Source organism: Mycobacterium sp. (assembly GCF_965229265.1).
Taxonomy (GTDB): Bacteria; Actinomycetota; Actinomycetes; order Mycobacteriales; family Mycobacteriaceae; genus Mycobacterium.
Genome location: NZ_CBDDIY010000010.1, coordinates 2,080,798 through 2,104,212, shown reverse-complemented (window position 1 = coordinate 2,104,212; position 23,415 = coordinate 2,080,798). Strand labels below are relative to the sequence as shown.

General features: G+C 61.9%; 20 protein-coding genes. 13 read left to right on the top strand and 7 right to left on the bottom strand.

Annotated elements, in window-relative coordinates:
* Positions 1 to 224: 224 nt before the first annotated feature.
* A complete protein-coding gene (locus ADBZ9K_RS11735) occupies positions 225 to 1,469 on the top strand; it encodes an FAD-dependent oxidoreductase (RefSeq protein WP_526620439.1) in 1,245 nt (414 codons plus the stop codon).
* 168 nt (positions 1,470 to 1,637) lie between these two features.
* On the opposite strand, the gene ADBZ9K_RS11730 is transcribed toward ADBZ9K_RS11735, so the two are convergent.
* Entirely contained in the window at positions 1,638 to 2,282 is a 645-nt protein-coding gene (locus ADBZ9K_RS11730; RefSeq protein ID WP_526620437.1) for a TetR/AcrR family transcriptional regulator, read from the bottom strand.
* A gap of 260 nt (positions 2,283 to 2,542) precedes the next feature.
* Between ADBZ9K_RS11730 and ADBZ9K_RS11725 the strand changes: the two genes are divergently transcribed.
* The 6 genes from ADBZ9K_RS11725 to ADBZ9K_RS11700 all read left to right on the top strand — a co-directional run bounded on the left by ADBZ9K_RS11725 (position 2,543) and on the right by ADBZ9K_RS11700 (position 9,502).
* Positions 2,543 to 3,643, top strand: coding sequence for an LLM class flavin-dependent oxidoreductase (locus ADBZ9K_RS11725; protein WP_526620435.1), 1,101 nt, complete (start codon positions 2,543 to 2,545; stop codon positions 3,641 to 3,643).
* A gap of 82 nt (positions 3,644 to 3,725) precedes the next feature.
* Entirely contained in the window at positions 3,726 to 4,790 is a 1,065-nt protein-coding gene (locus ADBZ9K_RS11720) for a 3-isopropylmalate dehydrogenase (protein WP_526620433.1), read from the top strand.
* 12 nt (positions 4,791 to 4,802) lie between these two features.
* Positions 4,803 to 6,425 (top strand): FAD-dependent oxidoreductase, encoded by a 1,623-nt coding sequence (locus ADBZ9K_RS11715; RefSeq protein WP_526620432.1) that lies wholly within the window; start codon positions 4,803 to 4,805, stop codon positions 6,423 to 6,425.
* Positions 6,426 to 6,441: 16 nt separating this feature from the next.
* Complete coding sequence (locus ADBZ9K_RS11710; protein WP_526620430.1) at positions 6,442 to 7,281, top strand: alpha/beta fold hydrolase; 840 nt, start codon at positions 6,442 to 6,444, stop codon at positions 7,279 to 7,281.
* A gap of 93 nt (positions 7,282 to 7,374) precedes the next feature.
* On the top strand, positions 7,375 to 8,469 hold the full coding sequence (locus ADBZ9K_RS11705; protein ID WP_526620428.1) for an NAD(P)H-dependent amine dehydrogenase family protein: 1,095 nt from the start codon (positions 7,375 to 7,377) through the stop codon (positions 8,467 to 8,469).
* Positions 8,470 to 8,500: 31 nt separating this feature from the next.
* Positions 8,501 to 9,502: an LLM class flavin-dependent oxidoreductase gene (locus ADBZ9K_RS11700; RefSeq protein ID WP_526620426.1), complete on the top strand. Its 1,002-nt coding sequence runs from the start codon at positions 8,501 to 8,503 to the stop codon at positions 9,500 to 9,502.
* 177 nt (positions 9,503 to 9,679) lie between these two features.
* Here the strand turns inward: ADBZ9K_RS11700 and ADBZ9K_RS11695 are convergent, their stop codons facing one another.
* Positions 9,680 to 10,189: an Lrp/AsnC family transcriptional regulator gene (locus ADBZ9K_RS11695; RefSeq protein ID WP_526620424.1), complete on the bottom strand. Its 510-nt coding sequence runs from the start codon at positions 10,187 to 10,189 to the stop codon at positions 9,680 to 9,682.
* Between the two features lie 157 nt (positions 10,190 to 10,346).
* Here ADBZ9K_RS11695 and pdhA point away from each other — a divergent pair, with 157 nt between their 5' ends.
* The 3 genes from pdhA (at position 10,347) to ADBZ9K_RS11680 (ending at position 13,853) form a co-directional block, all read left to right on the top strand.
* Positions 10,347 to 11,444, top strand: a complete 1,098-nt coding sequence (pdhA, locus tag ADBZ9K_RS11690) for a pyruvate dehydrogenase (acetyl-transferring) E1 component subunit alpha (protein ID WP_526620422.1) — start codon at positions 10,347 to 10,349, stop codon at positions 11,442 to 11,444.
* A 77-nt stretch (positions 11,445 to 11,521) separates the two neighbouring features.
* Positions 11,522 to 12,490 carry an alpha-ketoacid dehydrogenase subunit beta gene (locus tag ADBZ9K_RS11685; protein WP_526620927.1) on the top strand — a complete coding sequence of 323 codons (969 nt, stop codon included), beginning with the start codon at positions 11,522 to 11,524 and terminating at the stop codon, positions 12,488 to 12,490.
* Position 12,491: 1 nt separating this feature from the next.
* Positions 12,492 to 13,853, top strand: coding sequence for a 2-oxo acid dehydrogenase subunit E2 (locus tag ADBZ9K_RS11680; RefSeq protein ID WP_526620421.1), 1,362 nt, complete (start codon positions 12,492 to 12,494; stop codon positions 13,851 to 13,853).
* A gap of 7 nt (positions 13,854 to 13,860) precedes the next feature.
* Here the strand turns inward: ADBZ9K_RS11680 and ADBZ9K_RS11675 are convergent, their stop codons facing one another.
* From ADBZ9K_RS11675 to ADBZ9K_RS11665, 3 genes are all read right to left on the bottom strand, one after another.
* A complete protein-coding gene (locus tag ADBZ9K_RS11675; RefSeq protein ID WP_526620419.1) occupies positions 13,861 to 15,354 on the bottom strand; it encodes a PPE family protein in 1,494 nt (497 codons plus the stop codon).
* A gap of 113 nt (positions 15,355 to 15,467) precedes the next feature.
* Positions 15,468 to 17,201, bottom strand: a complete 1,734-nt coding sequence (locus ADBZ9K_RS11670) for an ABC transporter ATP-binding protein (protein WP_526620417.1) — start codon at positions 17,199 to 17,201, stop codon at positions 15,468 to 15,470.
* Positions 17,198 to 18,976, bottom strand: coding sequence for an ABC transporter ATP-binding protein (locus ADBZ9K_RS11665; RefSeq protein WP_526620415.1), 1,779 nt, complete (start codon positions 18,974 to 18,976; stop codon positions 17,198 to 17,200). The genes ADBZ9K_RS11670 and ADBZ9K_RS11665 overlap by 4 nt, the downstream gene beginning before the upstream one ends.
* Positions 18,977 to 19,201: 225 nt before the next feature.
* Between ADBZ9K_RS11665 and ADBZ9K_RS11660 the strand changes: the two genes are divergently transcribed.
* Positions 19,202 to 19,870 carry a TetR family transcriptional regulator gene (locus tag ADBZ9K_RS11660; protein ID WP_526620414.1) on the top strand — a complete coding sequence of 223 codons (669 nt, stop codon included), beginning with the start codon at positions 19,202 to 19,204 and terminating at the stop codon, positions 19,868 to 19,870.
* Entirely contained in the window at positions 19,863 to 20,261 is a 399-nt protein-coding gene (locus ADBZ9K_RS11655) for a hypothetical protein (protein WP_526620412.1), read from the top strand. Before ADBZ9K_RS11660 ends, ADBZ9K_RS11655 begins: the two co-directional genes overlap by 8 nt.
* A 140-nt stretch (positions 20,262 to 20,401) precedes the next feature.
* Here ADBZ9K_RS11655 and ADBZ9K_RS11650 read toward each other — a convergent pair whose 3' ends face one another.
* Together ADBZ9K_RS11650 and ADBZ9K_RS11645 are read right to left on the bottom strand one after the other, a co-directional pair.
* Complete coding sequence (locus ADBZ9K_RS11650) at positions 20,402 to 21,061, bottom strand: FMN-dependent NADH-azoreductase (protein WP_526620410.1); 660 nt, start codon at positions 21,059 to 21,061, stop codon at positions 20,402 to 20,404.
* A 56-nt stretch (positions 21,062 to 21,117) separates the two neighbouring features.
* Positions 21,118 to 21,528, bottom strand: coding sequence for a nuclear transport factor 2 family protein (locus ADBZ9K_RS11645; protein WP_526620409.1), 411 nt, complete (start codon positions 21,526 to 21,528; stop codon positions 21,118 to 21,120).
* 425 nt (positions 21,529 to 21,953) lie between these two features.
* Between ADBZ9K_RS11645 and ADBZ9K_RS11640 the strand changes: the two genes are divergently transcribed.
* The gene (locus tag ADBZ9K_RS11640; RefSeq protein WP_526620407.1) at positions 21,954 to 23,384 is read left to right on the top strand and encodes a protoporphyrinogen/coproporphyrinogen oxidase; all 1,431 of its coding nucleotides are present in this window, start codon (positions 21,954 to 21,956) and stop codon (positions 23,382 to 23,384) included.
* Positions 23,385 to 23,415: the final 31 nt, after the last annotated feature.

Below are 23,415 nucleotides of genomic sequence, written 5' to 3'. Positions count from 1 at the left end.
GAGCGATGCGCGATGAGCAACGGTCTTTGGTGAGGCGCGTAGCGGGAGAATTTCTTGCCGCGGTTCGCAGGCTGGGTCATCGCCGGGCTCTGACGTATCGGGGTTCGCGGGCAAGTCCCGCGGGGTGGTGATGCCGCTGGGTGCCGGCGCTCGCCGGGTTGGAACACAGTCGTCTTACACGAATGCCTTGCACAAACGTTCTAGGCTTGTGTAACGTCGCCCACATGAGTGATACGCCAGCCGGTCGAGGCACAAGGGTTCTCATCGTCGGTGCAAGTATCGGGGGGCCGGCCCTGGCTCACTGTCTGCATCACTACGGCTTCGACGTCACGGTCATCGAACGGGCCACGGAATTGCGGCCAGGAGGCCAAGCGGTCGACTTTCGCGGTGTCGGTTACGATGTGCTGCGCTACATGGAACTGTTCGACGCAGTCTGGCAGGCGCGGACGCGGACCGAGAAGCTCATCTACGTTACCGCTGACGGCAAGGAATTCGCCACTCAGCGAGCTGATGACTTCGGCGGGAACGGCTTCATCGCCCCGTTGGAGATCTTGCGCGGGGACCTTGCCGCCGTCTTCTATAACGCCACACGCGACAAAGTGAACTATGTCTTCGGTGAACAAGTCGCAGAGCTGCATCAAGACGCGACCGGCGTGGACGTGACGTTCCAGTCCGGTGCGCAGGACCGTTTCGACCTGGTTGTCGGAGCTGACGGACTGCACTCCGGCATTCGTTCGTTGGTGTTCGGTCCCGAAGCGAACTTCGTGAAGTACCAGGGCACCAGTATTGGGTTCTTCAGCTGCCCGAACTACCTTCATCTCGACAGCGTGATGGTGGCCTACAACGAAATCGGAATGGGCGGCGGCCTTCGTGCGATTCAGGACAACGACCGCGCATCGGCGTTGTTCGCCTTCCAAGGTGACAACACCGAATATCGCCTTTCCCGCGAGGAGCAGAAGGCGAGGGTGCGGGAGCGCGTCCAGAGTTCGTCATGGATCGAGACATCTCGGATGCTCGACGAAATGGACGCATCCGAAGACTTCTACCTCGATTCGGTCAGCGTCGTAGAGATGGATCGCTGGTCCAAGGGACGGGTCGTGCTGCTGGGCGACTCAGCACACTGCGCGTCACCGGCCTCTGGACAGGGCACCAATCTGGCGGTCGTGGGTGCCTACATCCTGGCGGGTGAACTGGCCTTGGCCCGAGGAGACCACCAGCGCGCATTCGCCAACTACGAGCGCCATTTGCGGCCTTGGGTATTAGAGAATCAAAAAGAGGGTAAGAGCAACGTCAAGTTCCTCACCCCGCGCAATCGTCTTGACGTCGCCCTGCTCTACGGAGTCCAGTGGTTGCTGCCGAAGCTGCCTGGCCGGACCTGGTTGATGACGCAGATTATCAACAAGAACGTCCAGGCAATTGAGCCGCCCAATTACGATCGACTGCTTCCTCGGCAGACAACCACGACGTGAGTGCGTAGAGGGCTCGTGGGCACAGAGCCCATGGAGCATGCTGGATCCACGAGGGCGATCCGCTACGGAGGTGATCGTCGCTGATCGCGCCACTGTGTGATAGCGGTCCGGCCACCGGACGGTGGCGCGCCAACTGAGACGAGCGCCAACTGAGACGAGCTGAGTGCGCTACGAAGCAGATCGCGTAGTTCGGGACCGCTTGCGCTTTGACGAGGGATCATCGGCGTGATGATCGCCTTGCGCTTGCGCCGCGAGATGGCGTAGGCCGCGGGCGAGCTGCTCGGGTGTGGGAGCAGTGTCCGGGTCGAGCAAGTACTGCAGCATGACGCCAGCGAGAAGCGCGTAGTAAAGCGAACCTTCGGTCTTGATCTGTTCTTCGTCGACCCGGTCTTCGTCTACGCCGTCGAACGCAGTCACCAACCCGAGCCGGGCCAGCGCCGCTGTCTTCATCAACGTCGGCTTCAGCTCAGGGACGTGTTCGACCTGTGACAGCAAGTCGACTGAGGCCGCCCACAGCTCACGTTCACTCCGTAGCGATTCCGTCACGCGTGTGAAGGTGTCGGTGAAACGCTTGATAAACGACTCGCCGGGGCGCACGTCGTCCTTCAAACGCAGTAATGCCTCCCGGCACCAATGTTCCTGGGCGGTGAAGACGGCTTCATTGAGAAGCTGCTGGACGGTGCCGTAGTGGTATCCGATAGCGGCCAGGCTGGTGCCCGCTTCGGCCGTGATGTCACGGGCGGTCGTCCGGGCGTACCCCTTTCGGGATAGGCAGGTGATCGCGGCGTCGAGAAGCGCCTCTTTGTTTCCCACCTTAGGAAGGATAGCACAGCTGTCTCACACTAAACGATTGTCTGACACAATTCGCTTGCACAATTGTACTAGACCTGCGTAGTGTGCATCACACAGGCAGCGTCGTCCGGCGAATCCCATCTTCAGGAACCCCGCGTCAGCGCCTGACTTGATGATCTCGATGGAGAGGACACCGTATGCCTGCCGAGGATCTCTGGGTTGATGTACCGATCTTCCACAGCCGCTATCAGCCTCTGAGCGCCACTGCGGAAGTTGCTCGGATGCTGTACGACAGCGGTGCCGTCGACTCGGTCGCCATTCACGATCAGATGGTGTTCTTCGGCCCGCCCTCGCTATGGACTGCCGACACCGCGCCGCTGGCGGCCGTGTTGCCCGATCTGGATTCCTGGGCTGACCCGTACCAAGCGCTCGCATACATCGGTGCAAGAGTGCCCGGGCTCGGTCTGTGCACGACGAGTGACGCAGTGCGGCGCGGGCCTGCGGAGTTCATGCAGTCATTGCTGACACTGGCTGATGTCAGCGGCGGCAAGTGCATAGTTCAGATGGGTGCGGGAGAGATCAAGCAATGTAAACCCTATGGGCACAAGAGATCCGAAGGCCTCAAGCGACTGGAGGATATGATGGGGATCTACCGCAAGTTCCTTGATTCCGAGACTCCGATCGACTACGACGGAAACATCTGGAAGTTGCGGAACGCGTGGATCGGTGGAGCCCGGGCAAACCGACCCCAACTGTGGGCGCTCGGTGACGGTCCCAAGCTGCGCGATATCGCGACCAGTTACGCCGACGGGTTCTGTTCGGTAACCCCCTTTGGAATCCCCAGGCCCGAATTGGCGGCCAAAGCGATTACTGAAATGAAGCAACAGTTGGAAGACAAGGGCCGCGACCCCGAGAAGTTTGGGTTCGGCGTCTGGTGCCCGACGTTGCTCCACGAGGACCACGACGTCATCCGCCGCGGCCTCGAGGTTCCGTATCTGAAGTGGATGTCGGCAGTGCTGGGTCGGATGAATCAGGCCGCGTGGGCCGACGAGGGTCTGCCCTCTCCGATGGGCGACAAGTGGCACTACGCATTGCACTTGCTCCCGCTGGAGTTCACTCAGGCTGAGATCGACGACGTGCTGAACCGAACCACACCCGAGCATTGCTGGCGATCGTGGTTGACCGGCAGCCCCCAGGAAGTAGCCGCGACGATCCAGCCCTACCTTGAGGCGGGTGTGAATTACGTTCAGCTGGTTGATGTCATGCCGATGGCACTCGAGCCCGAGGAGGCTCCGCAATCGTTGGGGCGGACCATCGAGCTGGCCCAGCGGCTCAAAGCCAGTGCTTCGGCCAACGTCCTGGCCGAGACGGCGGCCATGTGATCGTGGGTGGTACGCAGATGACCTGCAGGGATCGGGTCGCCGGTGCCATCGGCGCTGCGGCCCAACGGACTGGACGAATCTCGTGAACATCGGTGTGCTTCCCGGGGACGGTATTGGCCCGGAGGTGATGCGCCAAGCGCTACAGGTACTTGCGGCTGTGCGCCCCGACTTAGATACCACCACCTATGATTTCGGAGCCGATCGGTATCTACGGACCGGAGAACTGCTGCCGGGCAGTGCGATCCGAGACCTCAAACAGCACGATGCGCTGCTCCTCGGTGCTGTCGGCGACCCGTCAGTGCCCAGTGGGGTACTGGAGCGGGGACTGCTTCTCAAGCTGCGCTTCGCACTGGATCATCACGTCAACCTTCGCCCTGCCAAACTCTTCGCCGGCGCGCCCGGCCCACTGGCCGGACACCGCGACATCGACCTTCTGGTCGTGCGCGAAGGAACTGAAGGCCCTTACACCGGTACCGGCGGATCTATCCGGGTCGGCACCCCGCACGAAATCGCCACCGAAGTAAGCACCAATACCCGATATGGTGTTGAACGGGTCGTTACCTACGCCTTCGAGGAAGCCGCCGCCCGGCGAGGGCATCTGACGCTGGTGCATAAGACGAATGTCCTCCGATTCGCCGGCGAACTCTGGACGCGAACCGTCGATGACGTTGCCGCGAGGTATCCTGCCGTAGCGGTCAGGTACATGCACGTAGATGCAGCGACGATCCATCTCGTCAACCGACCGTCTCAGTTTGACGTGATCGTCACCGATAACTTGTTCGGCGACATCCTCACTGACCTGGCCGCGGGAATCACCGGGGGGATCGGGCTAGCGGCGTCGGGCAATATCGATTCGAGCGGCGCCAATCCGAGCATGTTCGAGCCGGTGCACGGCAGCGCACCCGATATCGCAGGGCAGAACGCCGCCGATCCCACCGCCGCGATCTTGTCGGTGGCGCTGATGCTCAGACACCTCAAAGACACGGTCAACGCGGAGATCATCGAGGACGCGGTGACTACCGACCTAGCAACAGCGGGCCGAAGGTCCGGAGAACGCACTACCGTCCAGATCGGCTCGGCGATCACGGAGTTAGTCGGGGAGCGACTGAAATCTGCTGCAGGCCAACCTGTCCAGAGTCGCGGATAGGGCGACCAAGCGATGAGTAGTGTCATCGAGACCCCGGTCCTGATCGCCGGGGGTGGCCCCGTTGGGATGGCGCTCGCCCTGGATCTGGACTTCATGGGGACCGCCTGCTTGATTGCGGAGCGCGAGTCCGCGACAGCTGCGGTACTGGCCACCAAGGCGGCCATGGAAAACGAGCGCACCATGGAGTTCTGCCGTCGGTGGGGACTGGTCGATCAGATCGCGTCGGCATTTCCGGCCGACTACCCCCGTGACAACATCTTCATCACGGGCGGGATCAACGGCCGCCTCATTGGCCGGACACCGGTTCCCTCGGCCAACGAACGCGGAGTCCCGCACACCGGACCGGAAATGCTGCGGTTCTGTGATCAGCACGTATTCGACCCGATTCTGGCCAACGCGGTCAAGGCCTCCGAGCACGCGACGATGCGATACAGCGCTCGGCTCGAGAGTTTCACCCAGGACGATGGCGGGGTCACCGCGACGCTCGTCGACGATACGACTGGGCAGTCGTTGACGGTGCGATCCCAATATCTGGTGGGCTGCGACGGCGCGGCGAGCGCGGTACGGAAGATGCTGGGCATCCCTTTTGCTGTGATCGCGCAGATGGACTTCTCGTTGAGCATTCTGCTGCGGATTCCGAACCTCGAGCAGCACCACCCGTACGGCCCCGTTGAACGATTCATCATGATGGGTTCTGAAGGCGCATGGGCGAATCTGACCATGATGAACGGTGTCGACCTGTGGCGCCTCACGGTTGTGGGAAGCGAAAATGCGCTGGATGCGCAGAGCTACGACTACGAGGCGGCGGTCCGCCGTGCCCTCGGCGATGGCGTCCCCCACGAGGTGCTGCGTCTGGTGCCATGGCGGCGCTCGCAGAGTCTGGCCGGCAGCTACCGCATCGGCCGAGTGCTGCTTGCCGGCGACTCGGCGCACACCACCTCGCCCACAGGTGGGCACGGGCTCAATACTGGCATCGCCGACGCCACTGACGTGAGCTGGATGCTCAACGCACTAATCGACGGGTGGGGCGGTGACCGTCTGTTGGACGCCTACACCGCCGAACGTCGACCAGTGGCCCTACGCAACTTCTCCTCCGCAACGCAAAACTACCGGATCTGGCGCTCGGACAACCTCATCCACATTGATGATCCCGACGCTCGCGGCGAGGCGACGAGGCGCAACATGGCTGACATCTTCGCGGTGGGGCTCCAGCAGGAATGGTTCTCACAAGGAATCGCCATGGGCTACAACTATGCTCAATCGCCGATTGTCGCCTCTGACGAAACGCCGGAGCCACCTGACCACCCGAGTATCTACGTTCCGACGGCCCGGCCGGGGCACCGCGCCCCGCATGCCTGGCTGCCCGATGGGCGGTCGACGTTGGATCTGTACGGGCGTGGCTTCGTCCTGCTCCGCTTTGGCGGAGACGGCCCGGACGCCGCGGTTCTACAGGGCGCCGCAGCCGCGCTCGGTGTGCCCTTGACGATTGTCGACATCGACCAGCCTGAGATCGCCACGCTGTACGAGCGGCGCCTGGTCCTGGTCCGGCCCGATGGCATGGTCGCCTGGCGAGGCGATTGTCTACCCGGTGATGTCACCACATTACTCAACACCGTCCGAGGATGGTCAGGCTAGACCGCTGGAGGTCTTGGTGCAGGAAGCGCAGAAATTTCTCGATGTCGATGGCATCACCACGTGCTACTACGAAGCCGGTGAGGGGCCGGTGGTCGTGTTGCTCCACAGCGGAGAGCACGGGGCGAGCGCCGAAATCACCTGGGAGAGGAACTTTTACACGCTCGCGAACGAGTATCGGGTGATTGCGCCGGACTGGCTCGGCTACGGCAAGACTGACAAACTCTATGATTTCGTCAGCGGGACACAACGGCGCATCAATCACATGCAGAGCTTCTTGAGGGCGATGTCGGTGGACACTGCCCACTTTGTGGGCAGTTCGATGGGCGGTGCGATGTTGCTGAAAGCCCTTTCCGACGAACCGGGGAGCTTTCCCGCCGCATCGTTGACCCTCATCGGTGCCGGCGGCGATTCGCCCGATAGCGCGGCCCGGCGCGCCTTGATCGACTACGACTGCACCTTCGACGGCATGCGCAGGGTTGTTGAGGCACTGTTCGAAGATCCGGCAATCACCAAGGACGAGAGCTACATCCGGCGCCGTCTGCAGCTCAGTCTGGAGCCCGGCGCATGGGAGTGCGCGGCCGCGGCCCGACTGAAGAACCCTCTCGTGCCACCGCGGAAAGATACCGGGCAGATTGACACCACCCGATATGAGGCGCTGACGTTGCCAGTGCTTGTCATCGCCGGTGACAACGACAAGATCAAAGAGAAGGGTTACGGGCCCAAGGTCCTCAGCAAGCTCCCCGATGGAGAGCTCTATACGGTCCCAGGCTGCGGCCATATGCCGAACATCGAGAGCCCCGAGCTGGTGAATCGCCAGCTGCTGCAATTTTTCGAGCGTGTCGATGGCGCACGATAGCTCATCGATGTCGAGACGCATGCAAAGGCCAGAACCCCGTTCGATGAGCTATGCGGTGTTCGAAGCAGTGTCAACGTCGAGACAAAGGAGTGCATGTTGACGAAAAAGATCAAGGTGGCAGTGTGGGGGGTCGGCGGCATCGGGGGGTGCGCGGTCAGAGAGCTCGTCCGGATACCTGACGTCGAGCTAACGAGCGTGCTTGTCTACAGTGACGAGAAAGACGGCAAGGATGTCGGCCTGCTGGTGGGCCTTGACGCGGTCGGTGTCGAAGCGACCAAGGATGTATCGCGCTTCCTGGCCGACAAGCCCGATTGTGTCTTCTTCGCGGCCCGCGACTTCGGCGACTTTCGTGGTGATGCGGACATCCTGATGCTCTTGGAGGCCGGGATCAACGTGATCACCCCCCTGCCGTATCAGTACCCCGATATTCGTGGAAAAGCGGTCGCCGAGAAGTTCGAAGCCGCGGGGAGAAAAGGTGACGCGACTCTGTTCGGCACCGGCATCAACCCGGGCTTCATGTTTGAGCGGCTCGGGGCCGCGATGACCTCACTCTCGCATGAGATTAGGTCTGTTCGTCAATGCGAGTACTTCAACTGCCAACACATGGAGAATCCTGCCGAGACGCTCAAGATCATCGGATTTGGCACAACTCCGGAGGAGTTGGAACACAACGTCGACGGTGTCCAGTTTCCCGACAACTATTTGCGGCAGGAAATTGCCCAGATGGCTGACCATCTGGGCATCGAACTCGACCGCATAGAGCGCACACCTCACCACGTTTTCTCCGAGGAGGCCTTCGACGTTCCGGGAATATTCCCAATAGCGCGGGGAACTGCAGCGGTAATCTCCTACCGGTGGACGGGCTACACCCGAGGGGAACCGTGCCTTTCAACCCAGACGGTGTGGTACATCCACGAACGCGTTCGTCCAGCAGCGGCAATCAGCGATGATTGTTGGATTATCGATATCGAGGGCCGGCCGTCGTCCCGGGTCGTCATAGACCTGAAGGGGTCGTTCGAAGATGACCTCGCCTTGCTCCCAGACAATCCAACTCCCACCGGGTTTTTCGCGACGGTGGTCGCGATGGTCAATGCAATTCCACGTGTCCTTGCTGCGGAACCTGGTGTCCTGACCCTCGCGCCACCGGAAATCGGTTGGCGAGCTTCAGGATTGAATGGGAGATCCTAGCATGTCCAAAATTGGCGTGACAATGCCTGGGTTGAACCAGCCGATCGATGCATTCCCCAAGATGGCGAAAATGGCAGAGGATGCCGGATTCGACTCGGTTTGGGATTACGAGTTCTACCGGAATCCGTTCGTGATTCACGGAATGACTGCTCAGGTGACCAGTCGCATCGCGCTGGGAACCGGACTTGCCGCTGCGGCCGGGCGAAGTCCCTTCGAGATGGCCAATGCCGCGGCCGATGTCGACGAAGCGTCTGGTGGACGCGCGATACTTGGTGTGGGCATCGGTGCTGGTGCCTTTACCGACCTGCTCAATGGCGCTGACAGCACTAGTCCGGCCGCACGCATGCGTGAGTACGTCGAGCTGCTACGTCGAGTCTGGGCCTGGAGCGACGGAGAGGGAGCGGGAGGCGAGTCATATGGAGGGCGGTACTACAGCTTCACCGCGCCTGAGATCAATCCCTTCGGCCGACGTGCACTGACGCGTCCGCGCATCCCGATCTATCTCGGCGCGCTGCGGCCAGCGATGGCAGGGCTTGGAGGTGAGATCGCCGATGGTGTGCTGGGTTTCATGCTTCCGCCCAAGTACCTGCGAGAGGTGTTCTTACCCGGTGTGGCAGCTGGTGCACGTAAGGCCGGCCGGAATCCGAATGACATCGACGTGGCGAGCGAGACGGTGTGCAGTGTGTCCGAGGATCGTGACGAGGCCTATCGCCGCGCCCGCTTCCAAGTTGGTATCTACTTCTCACACCCGGTATGCACCCCGATGGCCGCGCACATGGGTCTCATCGACAAACGCGACAAGTGTCTCGAGGCCTTGATGACGAAGGGCCCGGAGGCACTCGTGGATGTCGTCGACGATGACCTCGTCGATACGTTCAGTATCACGGGAACACCAGACGAATGCCGCAGCAAGATCAAGGACTTCGAGGATTGCCTACCTCATATCCTGCTGCACCCTCCTTACATGCCGGTGCTCTCCACCGAGGAGACCACGGATGCCTTTACCAATATCGTGAACACCTTCGGACGCTGAGATGGTGACGGCCAGGCGGTCCTGAGGTCAGCACCGGCTTTCTGGGCCGGCGCCGACAAGGCAGATTGTCAGCGGAAGAGGATGAAGTCGACGCTGTGGTAGTAGCGGTCGTGGCCGCGCTCGACATCTGTCCCTCGTCGATACGCCGGCCGGCAACGGTCGCCGTGACCACCTGCCCTACGTGAGGTCGGGGGATGGGGTTGAGCGGCCCCACCCCGACTCTCGTGTGGCGTTGTCGAGTAGGGGGCCCACCCGGAAGGGCAACGGCGTGGTAAGAGCAAGTGTGGTGCTGGAATGGGTCACGCCCGGGATCGCGGTGACCTGCAGGATCAGCTGTTGCAACTCCGCCTGCGTGGCGGTAGCTACCTGCACCAATAGGTCCTCGCGGCCGGTTGTCGCGTGCACCTGTAACACCTGCGGCAATTCGGCCAGGTCGTTGACGACTGCCGGCAAGCTGCGCTGCTCGATCTCCAGAGCCAAGAACGCTTGGACCGCGAATCCGCCTTCGGACAAGTCCAGCGCGACGGTGTATCCACGCAGTAGCCCGGAGGCCTCCAAGCGGCGCAGCCGGGACTGCACGGTATTTCGCGAAACGCCGACCATCGCCGCCATCTCGACGACTCCGACTCGTGCATCGCGTTCCAACATCGCAAGCAGGCGGGCATCGAGTCGGTCGAAACTGATCATTGCAATCACCTCCCCAAGCCCCAGAACACGTCAGCGTGTCCGAATGTCTAGTTGTAGCCGATTCTGTTGACCCAAGCGTAATGGCAAGTCACGCTGAGAGATACATATTGGTACGCCGCAGATCGCCGAAGCGTAGACCGACGTGAGGAGCAGAGGAATGTATGCCGAGGCCACGCTTGACGCCAATGGGATCGACCTGCTGCCCGTCACCCACATCGCGCCGGACGGATCGGCCACCGAGGACAACCGTTACCGTCGTGACCTTCCCGAGGAAACTCTCTGCTGGATCTACGAGATGATGTTCGTGACAAGAGAAGTTGACGCGGAGTTCGTCAATTTGCAGCGTCAAGGTGAGCTCGCGTTGTTCCCGTCGTGTCGCGGGCAAGAGGCCGCACAGATAGGGGCGGTCGGTGCACTGCACAAGACGGACTGGCTCTTTCCGCAGTACCGTGAACTCGGCGCGTTCCTGATACGGAACATTCCACCGTCGAGTGTTGCTGCGGCATGGCGTGGAACGTGGCACGGTGGATTGTATTTCACCGATAAGTACTGTGCGCCTATGTCGGTGCCGATCGGCACGCAAGTTCTGCACGCGGTTGGGTCGGCCATGGCTTCGACTCGGCTCGGGGACGATAGTGTCTCGGTGGCGTTCCTCGGTGATGGAGCCACGAGCACAGGCGACGTACACGAGGCGATGAACTTCGCGTCGGTCTTCAAGGCTCCTTGCATCTTCTACGTTCAGAACAATCACTGGGCAATCTCGGTTCCGCTAGCCAAGCAGATGGCCGCACCGTCGATCGCTCACCGCGCGATCGGATACGGAATTCCCGGAGTGCGTGTAGACGGGAATGACCCACTGGCGTGCTACGGGGTAACCGCGCACGCCGCCGCCCGGGCGCGCGCAGGTGGGGGACCCACTCTGATCGAGGCAGTCACCTATCGCCTGGCTCCGCACACCACCTCTGATGACCCCAAGCGCTATCGGAGCGAGTCCGAAGTCGAACAGTGGCAAGCGCTCGATCCGTTGCCTCGATACCGTAGCTATCTCCAGCACCGCGGAATCTGGTCGGAGAAACTAGAAGGTCGGGCTAAAGCTCGTGCTCAAAGGTTGCGGAATGAGCTTCGCGACAACACATTTGCACGCGATGATTTTTCCCTGACAGATGTCTTCGATATGACCTATGCCGAGCCGCCGTTGAGCCTTGTCAAGCAACGTGATGAGTTGCTCGCCGAACTCACGAAGGAAAGTGCATGACCGAGACGATTGCCGCCCCACGGATAGGTTCAGCGGCCCAGGAACCAGATCCGGCCCCGTCGACCATCACGACGACGATGGTCGGTGCCATTAACCGCAGCCTCCACGACGCGCTGGCCAACGACGAGCGCGTTGTGGTCTTCGGTGAGGACGTCGCGATCCAGGGTGGGGTTTTCCGGGTCACCGAGAACCTCGCGTCCGACTTCGGCCCGCAACGCTGCTTCGACACGCCCCTGGCTGAATCGGCCATCATCGGCGTGGCGATCGGGATGGCGACGCGGGGTCTGCGTCCGGTCGTGGAGCTGCAGTTCGACGGCTTCTCGTACCCCGCGTTCGATCAGATTGTGAGCCATCTGGCCAAGTACCGGCTTCGTACCCGAGGTGCCGTCGGCATGCCGGTGACCATCCGCATACCGTCGTTCGGTGCGATAGGCGCAGCAGAGCATCACTCCGAGTCGACGGAGACTTACTGGGTTCACAGCGCTGGACTCAAGGTCGTCGCGCCCTCCGATCCAGCGGACGCTTACTGGTTGCTCCGCCACGCCATAGCGAGCGACGACCCGGTGATCTTCTTGGAACCCAAACGCCGGTACTGGCGCCGCGGCCCAGTCAATCTCCATGATCCGGCACCGCCGATCGGGCAGGCCACGGTTCCTCGGGTCGGTGATGATCTGACTGTCATCACCTACGGCGGACTCGTCGTCACCGCGCTTGAAGCCGCCGAGGTCGCCGCCCGGGACATGCACTGCAGTGTGGAGGTTATCGATTTGCGGTCCCTGACTCCGTTCGATATGGACACTGTGGTTTCCTCCGTTCGAAAGACGGGCCGGTGCGTGGTGATGCACGAGGGGCCAAGAACTCTGGGTTTCGGCGCTGAGGTTGCGGCACGGATTCAGGAAGACCTCTTCTACGAGCTCGAGGCACCGGTGTTGCGCGCAACCGGCTTCGATACGCCGTATCCGCCGGCGCGTCTGGAAAAGCAATGGTTGCCCGGGGTCGACCGGCTTCTGGACTGCGTGGAATCAGCTATGGCGCATGGGAACTGACATGACTGACAGCATTCGCACGTTTCTCGTTCCTGACCTCGGTGAAGGACTCGAAGAGGTCACCATCGTCGAGTGGGACGTCTCCGCCGGCGACACAGTCGATCTCAACCATCAGCTCTGCACGGTCGAAACAGCCAAGGCCGAGGTGGAAATACCAAGCCCTTACGCCGGGCAGGTGGTCGAGCGCTTCGGCGACCCCGGCGATACACTCGAGGTCGGAACACCGCTGATACGGATTGATGTAGCGCCGGCCCAATCTCCCGCAGCATCGTCGGTCGACGAGGCCACCGCGGCGGCTACCGGTAGCGGCAATTCCTCGCCGTCCCCGGACGGCAGCACTGAGTTACCCACCCACAGCACACCCTCTGAGGTCGGAGGTGAAGTGGCCCCGTCGGCCGAAGGCGAGAAGGCGGAGCACAACAGCCGTACCCCTTTGCTCGTCGGATACGGGGTCGATACGGACATCGACGTCAGCCGGCGCAGCAAGCGTTCTCCGACGACGGCCCGACCGAGGGCGAAGCCGGCGGCGCGGCAGTTAGCACGCGATCACGGAATCGATCTCACGCAGCTGACCACTGGCTCAGGCATCGATGGCGCGATCACGCGTACCGATGTGGAAACTGCCATCAACGGAAGTGTTCCGGCGCCGCGGGTCGCCGATGAGCCGGCTGCAGTTATCGAGGTGCGAGGTGTCCGTGCGCGGATCGCCGATCGAATGACGTTGTCGCGTAGCACGATCCCCGATGCACACGCCACGGTCGAAGTCGACTGTTCTCAGCTGCTCGAATTGCGATCGGCTCTCGCGGAGGGTTCGAACGGGATCAAACTGTCCCCGTTCACCCTCATCCTCCGGCTCCTGGTCGGGTCGCTGCAACGCCACCCGCTGCTCAATGCCCGTTGGAGCGACGTTGATGGGCAAGTTGCTATCCTGACCCAACCCTCGATCAATCTCGGGTTCGGGGCGGCGACCCCTCGTGGTCTGATCGTTCCCGTGGTCGCACATGCCGAGCGCCTGTCCACTGCCGAACTCGCGGTCGAAGTTCAACGCCTCGTCCTCGGCGCGCGCGAGGGTTCGCTTCGTCCGACCGAGCTCACCGGATCCACCTTCACGGTTTCCAACTTCGGTGCGCTCGGGCTGGACGACGGAGTGCCGGTGATCAATTACCCCGAAGCGGCAATCCTCGGCCTCGGAGCTATCCGCGATCGTGTTGTCGCCGATCAGGGAACGGCAGTCGTCCGCCCGATGATGACTATGACGTGCGCTTTCGATCACCGAATCGCCGATGGCGCCGACGTCGCGGCATTTCTGGTCGATCTGAAGACGCACATCGAAAGGCCCGAGCTGGCACTGCTGCACCTCTGAGCAGACATCAGTCGTTGCGGCCGTTCGCCGAAGGCTCACCGGGGTGCGCTTCCCCCCAGGTCGTGGGGAGAACGGGCATCGTGTGAATGCGGTCGTCGCCGGCTGCGCGTTCGATCAGGCCGGCGGCGGGCGCGGCAGACGTGGTGCTGGGAAGAACTCCTGCGGCTCCGAGATGGCCGGCGCCATGAGCGCTGCCCGCGCGGGCCTTTCCGAGTTCACCAGCGCATCCGGTGGATTCGGATGTCACGGCCGAGTCCATGCCGATCGACTGTGGTGTCGGGTCATTGGCCCGCCGTCGCCGACGCCGGGCGCTAGACCGAGACTCGGTAGCTGTGCTCGCAGCGGGCCACACTCCTGACGCTGGTGCCCGGGACGTACTGCCCTCACTGAGAGTAGGGCCGAAGGTGGCGGCGGGTGGTTCGTCTCCTGCGGTCGCCGCGAGGTAAGGCAGGAGGGTCGTTGTGGTCACTGGTGATGGTGCTGGCGCGGAGCCTGGCGCAGCGGATCCTGTGGTTGTGGTCGTGGCGGTACCGGGGGATGCCGAGGCGACCGGGGCTTGCCAGTTCGGGCGGTCTACTCTGCCGGTGTCAACGCCATGCTGCATGCCGTCCTCGGCGTGTGCCGGTCCGTCGGATACTTCCGGAACTTGCAGCACGGCTCCCACCACGAAAGGCAGCCAGATCGCCGTCGATCCGAGGATCAGCGCCCAACTGATGGAACCCCCGATGCTGTGTGCGGTGAAGTACACAACAAACAACAGGAGTAACAGCGGCCCCCATGTGACCAGAGCGCCAAGAGGATTCATTGCGATGTCGGTGAGTATTCTTCGGAGCGTGCCCAGCGGGTCACGGAGGAAGTTCTCTAGTTGGCTGGCAATGCTGTCGCTGGTGTTCAGAGCCGAACCTTCTGCCGCGCCCTGGGCTTGTGCCAGCAGGCTGGCAAAGCCGATTCTCGCCGCGTCAAGTGTCACGATCAGCGGTGCTGGAACGACGGGCTGCGCCGACGCCATCGCCGCGGTTGAGACCTCCTGGTAGACGTCCATCGTGACTGCGGCCTGGATCCACATCCGTGCGTAATCAGCTTCGTTCACGGCAAGTGGAATCGTGTTGATGCCAAAGAAGTTGGTAGTCAGTAGTGCGCCGTGGATCGCGTGGTTTGCCGCCAACTCGCCTAGGGTCGGCATCGTGGATACAGCGGTGGTAAATGCGGCCGCACACGTTTCGAGCAGTGTCGCATTGTTAGCACTTGTCGCGCTCATATGATCCAGCCATGCGAGGAACGGGGTATGGCTGGCGACGTATCGAGCGGCACTTGGTCCCTGCCAGGCGCCGGCCTGCACTGTGCCCAGGATGTCCGCCAACTCCCTTGCTGTATCAGAGTATTCGCGTGACAGTTGCTGCCATTGCGCTGCGGCCGCACCGAGCGGTCCGGCACCCGGCCCGGCGGCGAGGAGCGTTGAATGTACCTCCGGTGGAGATGCCATCCAGATCGGTCCGGTCATGCGATGCTCCCTGCGGCGAGGCGGGTCATCGACAGAGAATGAGCTTCGGTCTGGTAATTCACGGTGACAGTTACCCTCTCGGAACGAAACGTCGGTTGGTGAGATCCGGGCAGTCAGTGGGGCTTGACCAGTCGCCAGCCTCGGGCGCGGTCCAGTTCGCGCCAAAAGGACGCGTACTTTCCGTCGAGGGCGAGAAGGTCCTTGTGGTTGCCGCTTTCAGTGATCCGTCCCTCATCGAGCACGAGGATGTGGTCCGCCGCAGCGATCGTCTGCAGGCGATGTGCGACGACGATCAACGTGCGATCGGACGTCAGGGCACTGAGGGCTTCCTGGACGAGTGCCTCATTCTCGGGATCAAGAGCAGCCGTGGCTTCGTCGAGCAAGACGATTGGGGCGTCCTTGAGGATTGCCCTGGCAATGGACACGCGTTGGCGCTCACCCCCGGAGAGGGCCGAGCCGCCCTCGCCCACCTGGCAGTGGATACCTCCCGGCATCCGCTCGATCATCTCGTCGACGCGGGCCAGCGCCACCGCCCGATCGAGCTCCTGCTGGCTCGCCTCGGGTTTGGCCAACAGGATGTTGTCACCGATGGTGCCCGAGAAGAGATAGACATCCTGGAAGACGAACGAGAGTTGGCTCATGAGTTGGTGCGGGGTCAAACTGGCGATGTCCACGCCACCGATACGAATGGCACCGGCCGTGGGGTCCCAGAAGCGTCCGACGAGCCGGGTAATCGTCGTCTTGCCCGAACCGGAGGGTCCGACCAATGCTGTCATGCTGCGCGCAGGCGCACGGAAGCTGACATCGCTCAGCACCGCGCGGTGATCATCGTACCGAAAGGTGACATGGTCGAATTCAATGGTGGAATCGGTTGGCACCGAGACTGATCGGCCATTAGTCGGGAGCGGCTGTGTCGCAAGGATGTTCTCCATGCGTTGGAGGTTGTTGCGGATGACCCGCAGGCCCGCGGAAAGATCACCCGCGTCGAGCATTGGCTGGACATACCTGGTGGTGAGGACCAGCAGGGCAATGAACCACGACGGCTCCAGGGCGCGGCAGAGCATCAGCGCTATTCCGGCGAGCAGGATGACAGTGAACGCAGCCTGCACGATGAGTCCAAATCCGAATTGGGCCAGGGTTACCCGAGTGACCATTTGGCGGTCGGCATCGCGCTGTGCGAGCAGTGCGTCGTCGAGAAGGCGCAGACCGTCGCGGCGACGACCGAATGCGCGCAGCACGGGCTGGGCTTGCGCGAACTCGACCAAGCGATTGGCGGTTTCGACTGCGGCATCGTGGGTGCGGGAGTCAGTGGAACCCAGTAGCCGGCCCGCGGAGAAGTAGGCAAGGGCGATCACGGGTGCGGTGAGACCGGCAACGACCGCTAGGCGCCAGTCGAAGAAGAACATCGACACGACGACGACTGCCGGGGTGACGAAGGTATCGACCAGGGGTCGCAGAAGATTCGTCGGGAATCCCATGACGTCCAGAACACCCGACGATACAGTTTTCGCCGTTAGCCCGACACGGCCGGGAGTGAACCAGCCCAGCGGAAGTTGAGCGATATGGTCACCCAAACGCTGCCACAGATTGACGGCCATGAGCCGTGAGGCGTCGACGGACGCCAGTTTCGTTCGGTAGGTCACGACTGCATAGATGGTGAGTAGGACGATCTCCGCCACGAACCACCGCCATACCGTGGGCCAGTCCGCCGCGATGAGAGCGGTGAGCAGCGGCACGATCAGTGCGAACGCCAGTCCCTGTACGGCGGCGCCGGCCACTAGTCCGGCCAATAGCTTTCGCAAGGCGCTGGCGTCAGGTCCGAGGATGCGGAGAAGCTGGCGAATCATGCGAAGATCCCTTTCGCCGAGGTGTTTTCAGTGGGGCGATTGGGTCTTAGGTCGGCTCGGGAGTGACTGAGCCACATCCGGGCGTAGACCCCATTGCGTCGGAGTAGCGAGTCGTGGGTGCCACTCTCGGCGAGTCGTCCGTGATCGAGCACAATGATGTTGTCGACGTGTTCGATGGTAGAGAGGCGATGGGCGATCACGAGCAGCGTACGGCCGGCTACCAATTCGGCGAGGGCGTCCTGAATCTGAGCCTCGGACTCGGGGTCGGCGAACGCTGTTGCTTCGTCCAGGACTAGGATCGGCGCATTGGCGAGTAACGCCCGTGCAATCGAAATACGTTGTGCCTCACCGCCGGAGAGCACCGCATCTTCGCCGACAACGCTGTCGTAGCCGCGGGGTAGCTCCATTATCCGATCGTGGATCTGTGCAGACCGCGCTGCTTCGTACACGGAATGCATCGTGGCGTCTGGGCGAGCGATCCTCATGTTGTCCAGCACGCTTGACCGGAGCAATTGCACGTCCTGAAACACGAAACTGATGTGTCGGAACAGCTCGTCGGAACTGATGCGGCGGATGTCGACGCCGCCGAGCATGATCTGACCTTGGTTCGGATCCCAGAATCTAGGGATCAACCGCGAGATTGTCGACTTGCCCGACCCGGAGTGCCCGACCAGCGCGGTCGTCGTTCCCGGCCTCATCTGGAAACTGATGCGGTGGAGGGCCTGATGCGCTCCGTCGTAGCTGAAACCGACGTCACGTAGTTCCAACACCTCACCTGCGGGCAGGGTGGTCTCTTCAGGTTCTTCCAGAACTGGGGTCTGCAGCAGCTGCTGCACCCGGATAGCGGCGGCTTGGGCCTGCTGCGTTGCCGTCAGCGCGAACCACATCCCGAACAAGGGGCCGGTGATGCCAAGGCCGAGAATTGCAAATGCGATGACATCGGCGGCGTCCGCCCATCCGAGTTGGGCCAGGAGGGTTCCGCTCCCGACGACGACGACCAGGGATGTGATCGGAGCGAGCGTGACATCGCCGGCGGTAGTGGTCTTACGCGATCCCATGACCATGCCCCAGAAGAAGTCGACGAAGGATTGTGTGCGATCCCGGAATCGCTGATAGGCGCGGCCTGTCTGACCGAAGGTCTTCACCACCGAAATGCCTTGCATGAACTCGACACCGGCCGTCGAGACTTGCTCCATTGCCGTGGAGTATTGATCCAGCTGGCCTTTGCCTGCCGACAGTTGCCGGGAGTACAGGTAGAAACCCAGGAGGAGAGGAATCAGTACCGCCAGGGTCAGCGCCCAGTTGACCGAGAAGAGATAGGCGAGGGTCGCCAACGGCACGACGATCGCGTTGGTCAGTTCCAGCTCTGCGTGGGAGACCAGGTGATGCATGGCCGCCACGTCGTCGGCCACGCCTTTCTTGATTGCACCGGCACTGCGTTGGGTGAACCATCCCAGTGGTGCGCGTTCGAGCCGCGATGCAAGCCTGCGTCGCAACAGGTACTGCAGGTCGTTGTCCGCGTAGTGGGTGAGTGCCCCTGCCGCTAGTGTCGCGATTGCGCGCACCAACAGTGCGGTCAGCGCGATGGTGCTCCAACGCCACAACTCGTCCGGCCGAGACAGGCCCTGTTCGACGAGGGATCTCGACAGCGACGCGACCGCGATAAAGGGCACCACGGATGACGCGGCGGCCACAGCCTGGATCGCGATGGCGACGACGAGTTGGACCCGGATCGGGCGGAGTAGACCCAGTAGTGCTTTGACCTGCTCCGTCACCGTGGGATTGCCTGCCTGCGACGAAACGTGCGGTGAACGAGACCTGGCCATGAAGAACCTTCTTACTGACATACTGAACGTTCAGGATGTAAAGTAGGTTAGGCTATGCATACTAGGACGGCAAGGGCTTGGTTGGGCGTCTCAACCGGCACCGTGCCGGCATCTCCGATTCACGGAAGGGCGTCGATGACTAGACGGGATCAATCGGACCGCACCAAACTGCTAGTGATCGCCGCCGCGGCAGAGGAGTTCGATGCCAACGGATATGCGGGGGGCAGTATCGGCGGTATCGCGGCGCGACTCGACATGACCAAAGGCGCAGTCGCCTATCACTTCGCGTCGAAAGCCAGCCTTGCGGCTGCAATTATCGATGAGGAAGTCAAACAGATGCGTCAGATGGTCGACGACATCGACGGGCGCGGTCTCCGGGGGGTCAATGCCCTGGTCGCAGCGGTACGCAGCATTATCGCTCGAGCCGATACGGATGTCGTGTTCCGAGCGGCTTACCGCTTGAACAGAGAACACTCGGCGATCGACACACATCTTCGTCGTCCACACCTGCTTTGGATCGGCCACATGGAACGGTTCCTCGATCAAGCCAAGGCCGACGGCGAGGTGCATAGCGACCTGGATGTTGCTCATGCTGCACGTGCGGTAGCGGCGATGTTCCTCGGCGAGTATCAACTTTCCCGCGAACTCGACCGGCTCGGAAAGAACTCCGACGACATGGCTTCCGCGTGGACCTACCTGCTGGCTAGCTTTACCGTTGACCCCCGCCAGATTCGCGCGCTCGTCGACGCGTACGACCTTCGAACAACTGAGGCTCGCGCTCACCAGAACCTTTGCGACGCAACGATGTTGTCGATGCAAGCGCAGCCTGCCAGCCATGGATAGCGAGCAATCGTTTGCGCGCTGGCCGACAGTCGAACTGGACGTCACGCATAGTAGCCCGGAGTTGGTCGCCCAGATCGTCTTCGAAACATTGCGCGAAGCGACTCGACGTCGGCAGCCGTTTGCCGCTCTGATCGCAATGCCGAAGATCACTCGACCGCCGAGGCCGGTCGGTGGCGTCGGCCAGTTCTTCCGGATGCTCACCGAACTCAGGCCGGGCGTGAGGCGGTACTGCCGCGGTGTCGCATTCGTGATCTCGACCGATGCTCACGCCGTTCATCTGAAAAGCATTGGTGCCGCGGGCCGATTGTGGGGAATTGCGACAATGGGAACCGATGACGTGATGGCAGCTAGGGCGTGGATCGACGCGCAACTTGTCGAACGCAGGTCGTAATCAGTGCCGACGGCTGACATCTGGTCCGCCGCATTCGTGGCCGGTAACGGGAGGGCGCAGCGATCGTCACCAGGTGGGCCTGCTGTGTCACCGGGTGACGGCGGGTCGGGTGTTACTGGCCCGATGACACAGCAGGCAGATCACACAGAGGGCTGTGATGCCAGCCAGTCCGCGATGTTCTTCGCCTCGGCACGCGCGCTGCGGTGTGCGTAGGCAAGCGATGCCTCGTAGTTCTCGCGGAACCCAGCCAAGTGCGGATCAACGGTTGCCATCGTCATTTCCGGAAGGATGGTCCGCATGTCCAAGCCCAGACATTGGGAACTGCCCAGGATGGCGGCCAGGGTGGGCACGACGAAATCCATGCCATGATTCGGAGTCCCCGCGCCGTATCCGCCGCCGCGTGCGGAGATGACGACCGCTGGGCGGCCCGCCGCTGGCGGGCCGGTTTCGCCGAGGGACACCGTGCGCCCGACTGCCACAACCTGATCGATCCATGCTTTGAACACCGATGGGACCGAGAAGTTGTACATCGGAACGGTAAACAGATAAGCGCCGGCACCGAGAAATTCGCCGATGAGCTCATCTTGAATCGCTGCGGCGGCGGCCTGTTCGGGCGTGAAGCGGTCTCGGTCCACCATCCGGGCGCTGATACCTGCGGCGCTCAGATGTGGTGCAGGCGTCACCGACAGGTCCCGGTGCACGACGCTTCGCGGCCACGTGGCCAGGAAACTACCGGCCACCGAACGCGAAACCGACGTGTCGGGACTGGATGACGAGTCGATGTGAAGGAGATAGCCCACCGATAGCTCCTCTGCCGGGTTGAGCCCGTCGCCGATTGACGGTTATCGGACAGTGATTAGGACTCCGCGGGCTGGGCGAAGGTTCGAGCCGCGAGGTCACTATCGAAATAGTCGCGGAAAGCGATGATCTTCCCGTCGCGGATTTGCAGCGCCCAGTGATAGGTGTTGTTGTAAGGGCGGCCATCGATCGTGCGGGCGCTTCCCACGCCCTCGATATGAACGCGATCGTCTTCAGCGGTAACCGACCGTAGGGAGAATGAGACGCCACCGGGAATGACTTGCTGCATCGACGGTAGTTCGGCTGCCAGGTCCGCCTTGGACTTCTTGCCGGCGATGAAATGCTCGCCAGGAGTTTCGAAGTCGACGTCATCGGCCATGTAACTCAAAAATTTCTCGGTGTCGAGTCTGCCTAACGCCTCGATCGCGTCGCGGGCAATTTGCTTGTTCACTTCCAGTGACGATGACATCTCCAGACTTCCTTTCGATATGACGATCAGTGACGTGCCTGTGGATCCGGCAGGCCGGTCACCGCCTCACGGCAGCGCTCGGGCCGGTGGTCGGGCGGTGAAGCCTGCGTCAAGGCAGACGCCTCGGTTGCTCCCGGCGCCATGTCGGCCGCACGCTCTCGCATCTGGGCTGCGATCCCGGACCACCGTGACGGACACTAGCACATATGTCTCACACGACTTGTTCAAACGTTTAACTGACACATCCGTTCCATGGCGGAGGCGGGGCGGCTGCTGCTCTAGTAGAGATGCCGACCCGCCGACCGGGGCGAACGCACGCAACGTGCGAGTCCGGGCAAACCGTCGGCGCGCTGCTATGCGACAAGTACAACTGTCTGACACAGAACACTTGCACATCCGTTCTAGCGGGGTGTAACGTCCGTCTCATGCGCGATGATGCCGAGGCAAGGGTTCCACTGAAAGCAGTCGTCAGCACCAAGGATCACGCCGGGGTGCGGGGCATCGGGCCTGCCGACACTCGACCCGCAAAGACTGCGGCGGTCATCGGTGCCGGACTGTCGGGACTGACTGCCGCGTATCGACTGCAGGAAGCCGGGTGGCATGTCGATGTCTTCGAATCCGAGAGCGAAGTCGGCGGACGCACGAAAAGCGTGAGAGCACAGGGGTATTTGGTCGATACTGGCGCTTCGGCGCTGCCGGAGAGTTATACCGCTTACATTGACCTGACCAGCGATCTGGGCGTACGCGATCGGGTGGTGCCCGCCTCGCCTTACATCGGCATTCTCCGAGACGGACATGTCCACCTGCTGGATCTCGGCCACATGGTGCGTTCTGGCCTTTCGACCAAGCTGCTGTCCTGGCAGGCGAAGGTGAAATTGGGGCGATTGGGCAAAGACCTCATCCTCGCCAAGTCTCGAGGACAGCTGGTCGAGGGAGATCTCAGCAAGGCGGCTCCCCTGGATACCGAAACTGCGCGCACCTACGCGCTGCGCGCGCTCAGCGAGGAAATCGACAGCTATCTCTGCGAGCCGATCGTGCGGACGATGCTGATCGCCAACACCGACAAAGTGAGCAAGGTGGAGTTGTTCAACGGGTTGGCCAACGCATTCAACGCACGGATCTACGCCGTGGAGGGGGGCGTCGGCTACGTGCCGCATCTGTTGGCCAGTCACCTCAACATCACGTTGGAGGCCGAGGTCACGAATGTTTCTGAGCGGGGATCCAAGGTCGTCCTCGAACTCAACCACGAAGGACAGAATCAAGTCCGCGACTACGACGTTGCTGTGATCAGCACGCCATTGCCCATCGCGACTGCGATCTGCCCAGACCGCGCAGACTTGCTCAACCCGCTGAATCAGGCGCTGGGCTACACCCAGGCGATTACTGTCGGAGTGGGAACGAGGGTACGTCCGGACAACCCCGCGATGCTGCTCCAGCTGCCTTCGGTTGAAGACCCTGAGATCGGATGTATATTCCTGGAGCACAACAAGGCTCCTGACCGCGCCCCCGCCGGGCGCGCACTGTTCGGATGCTGTTGGGAAACCAGTGCGTCCGGCAAGTGGATGTCGGCATCGGACGAGCAGATCGTAGAGCAGTCGGTTCGGTCTCTGCATCGCGCATTTCCCGAAATCACCAGCGAGACCGTCGAGTTCAGCCATGTCACACGGTGGAATAGAGCGCTGGTGTTCACCAAGATGGGTGCCTATCGGCGCATTGGTGAATTCCACGCCGCACTCAACCCGCACGACCGCATTCAGTTCGCAGCAGATTACATGTCCAACCCTGGCCAGAACACCGCAGTGGTGTGGGGTAACCGGACCGCAGAGCGCGTGATCGCTGCGCACGGTGTCCGATGAACAATCTGCTCAGGCGCACACCTGTGATACG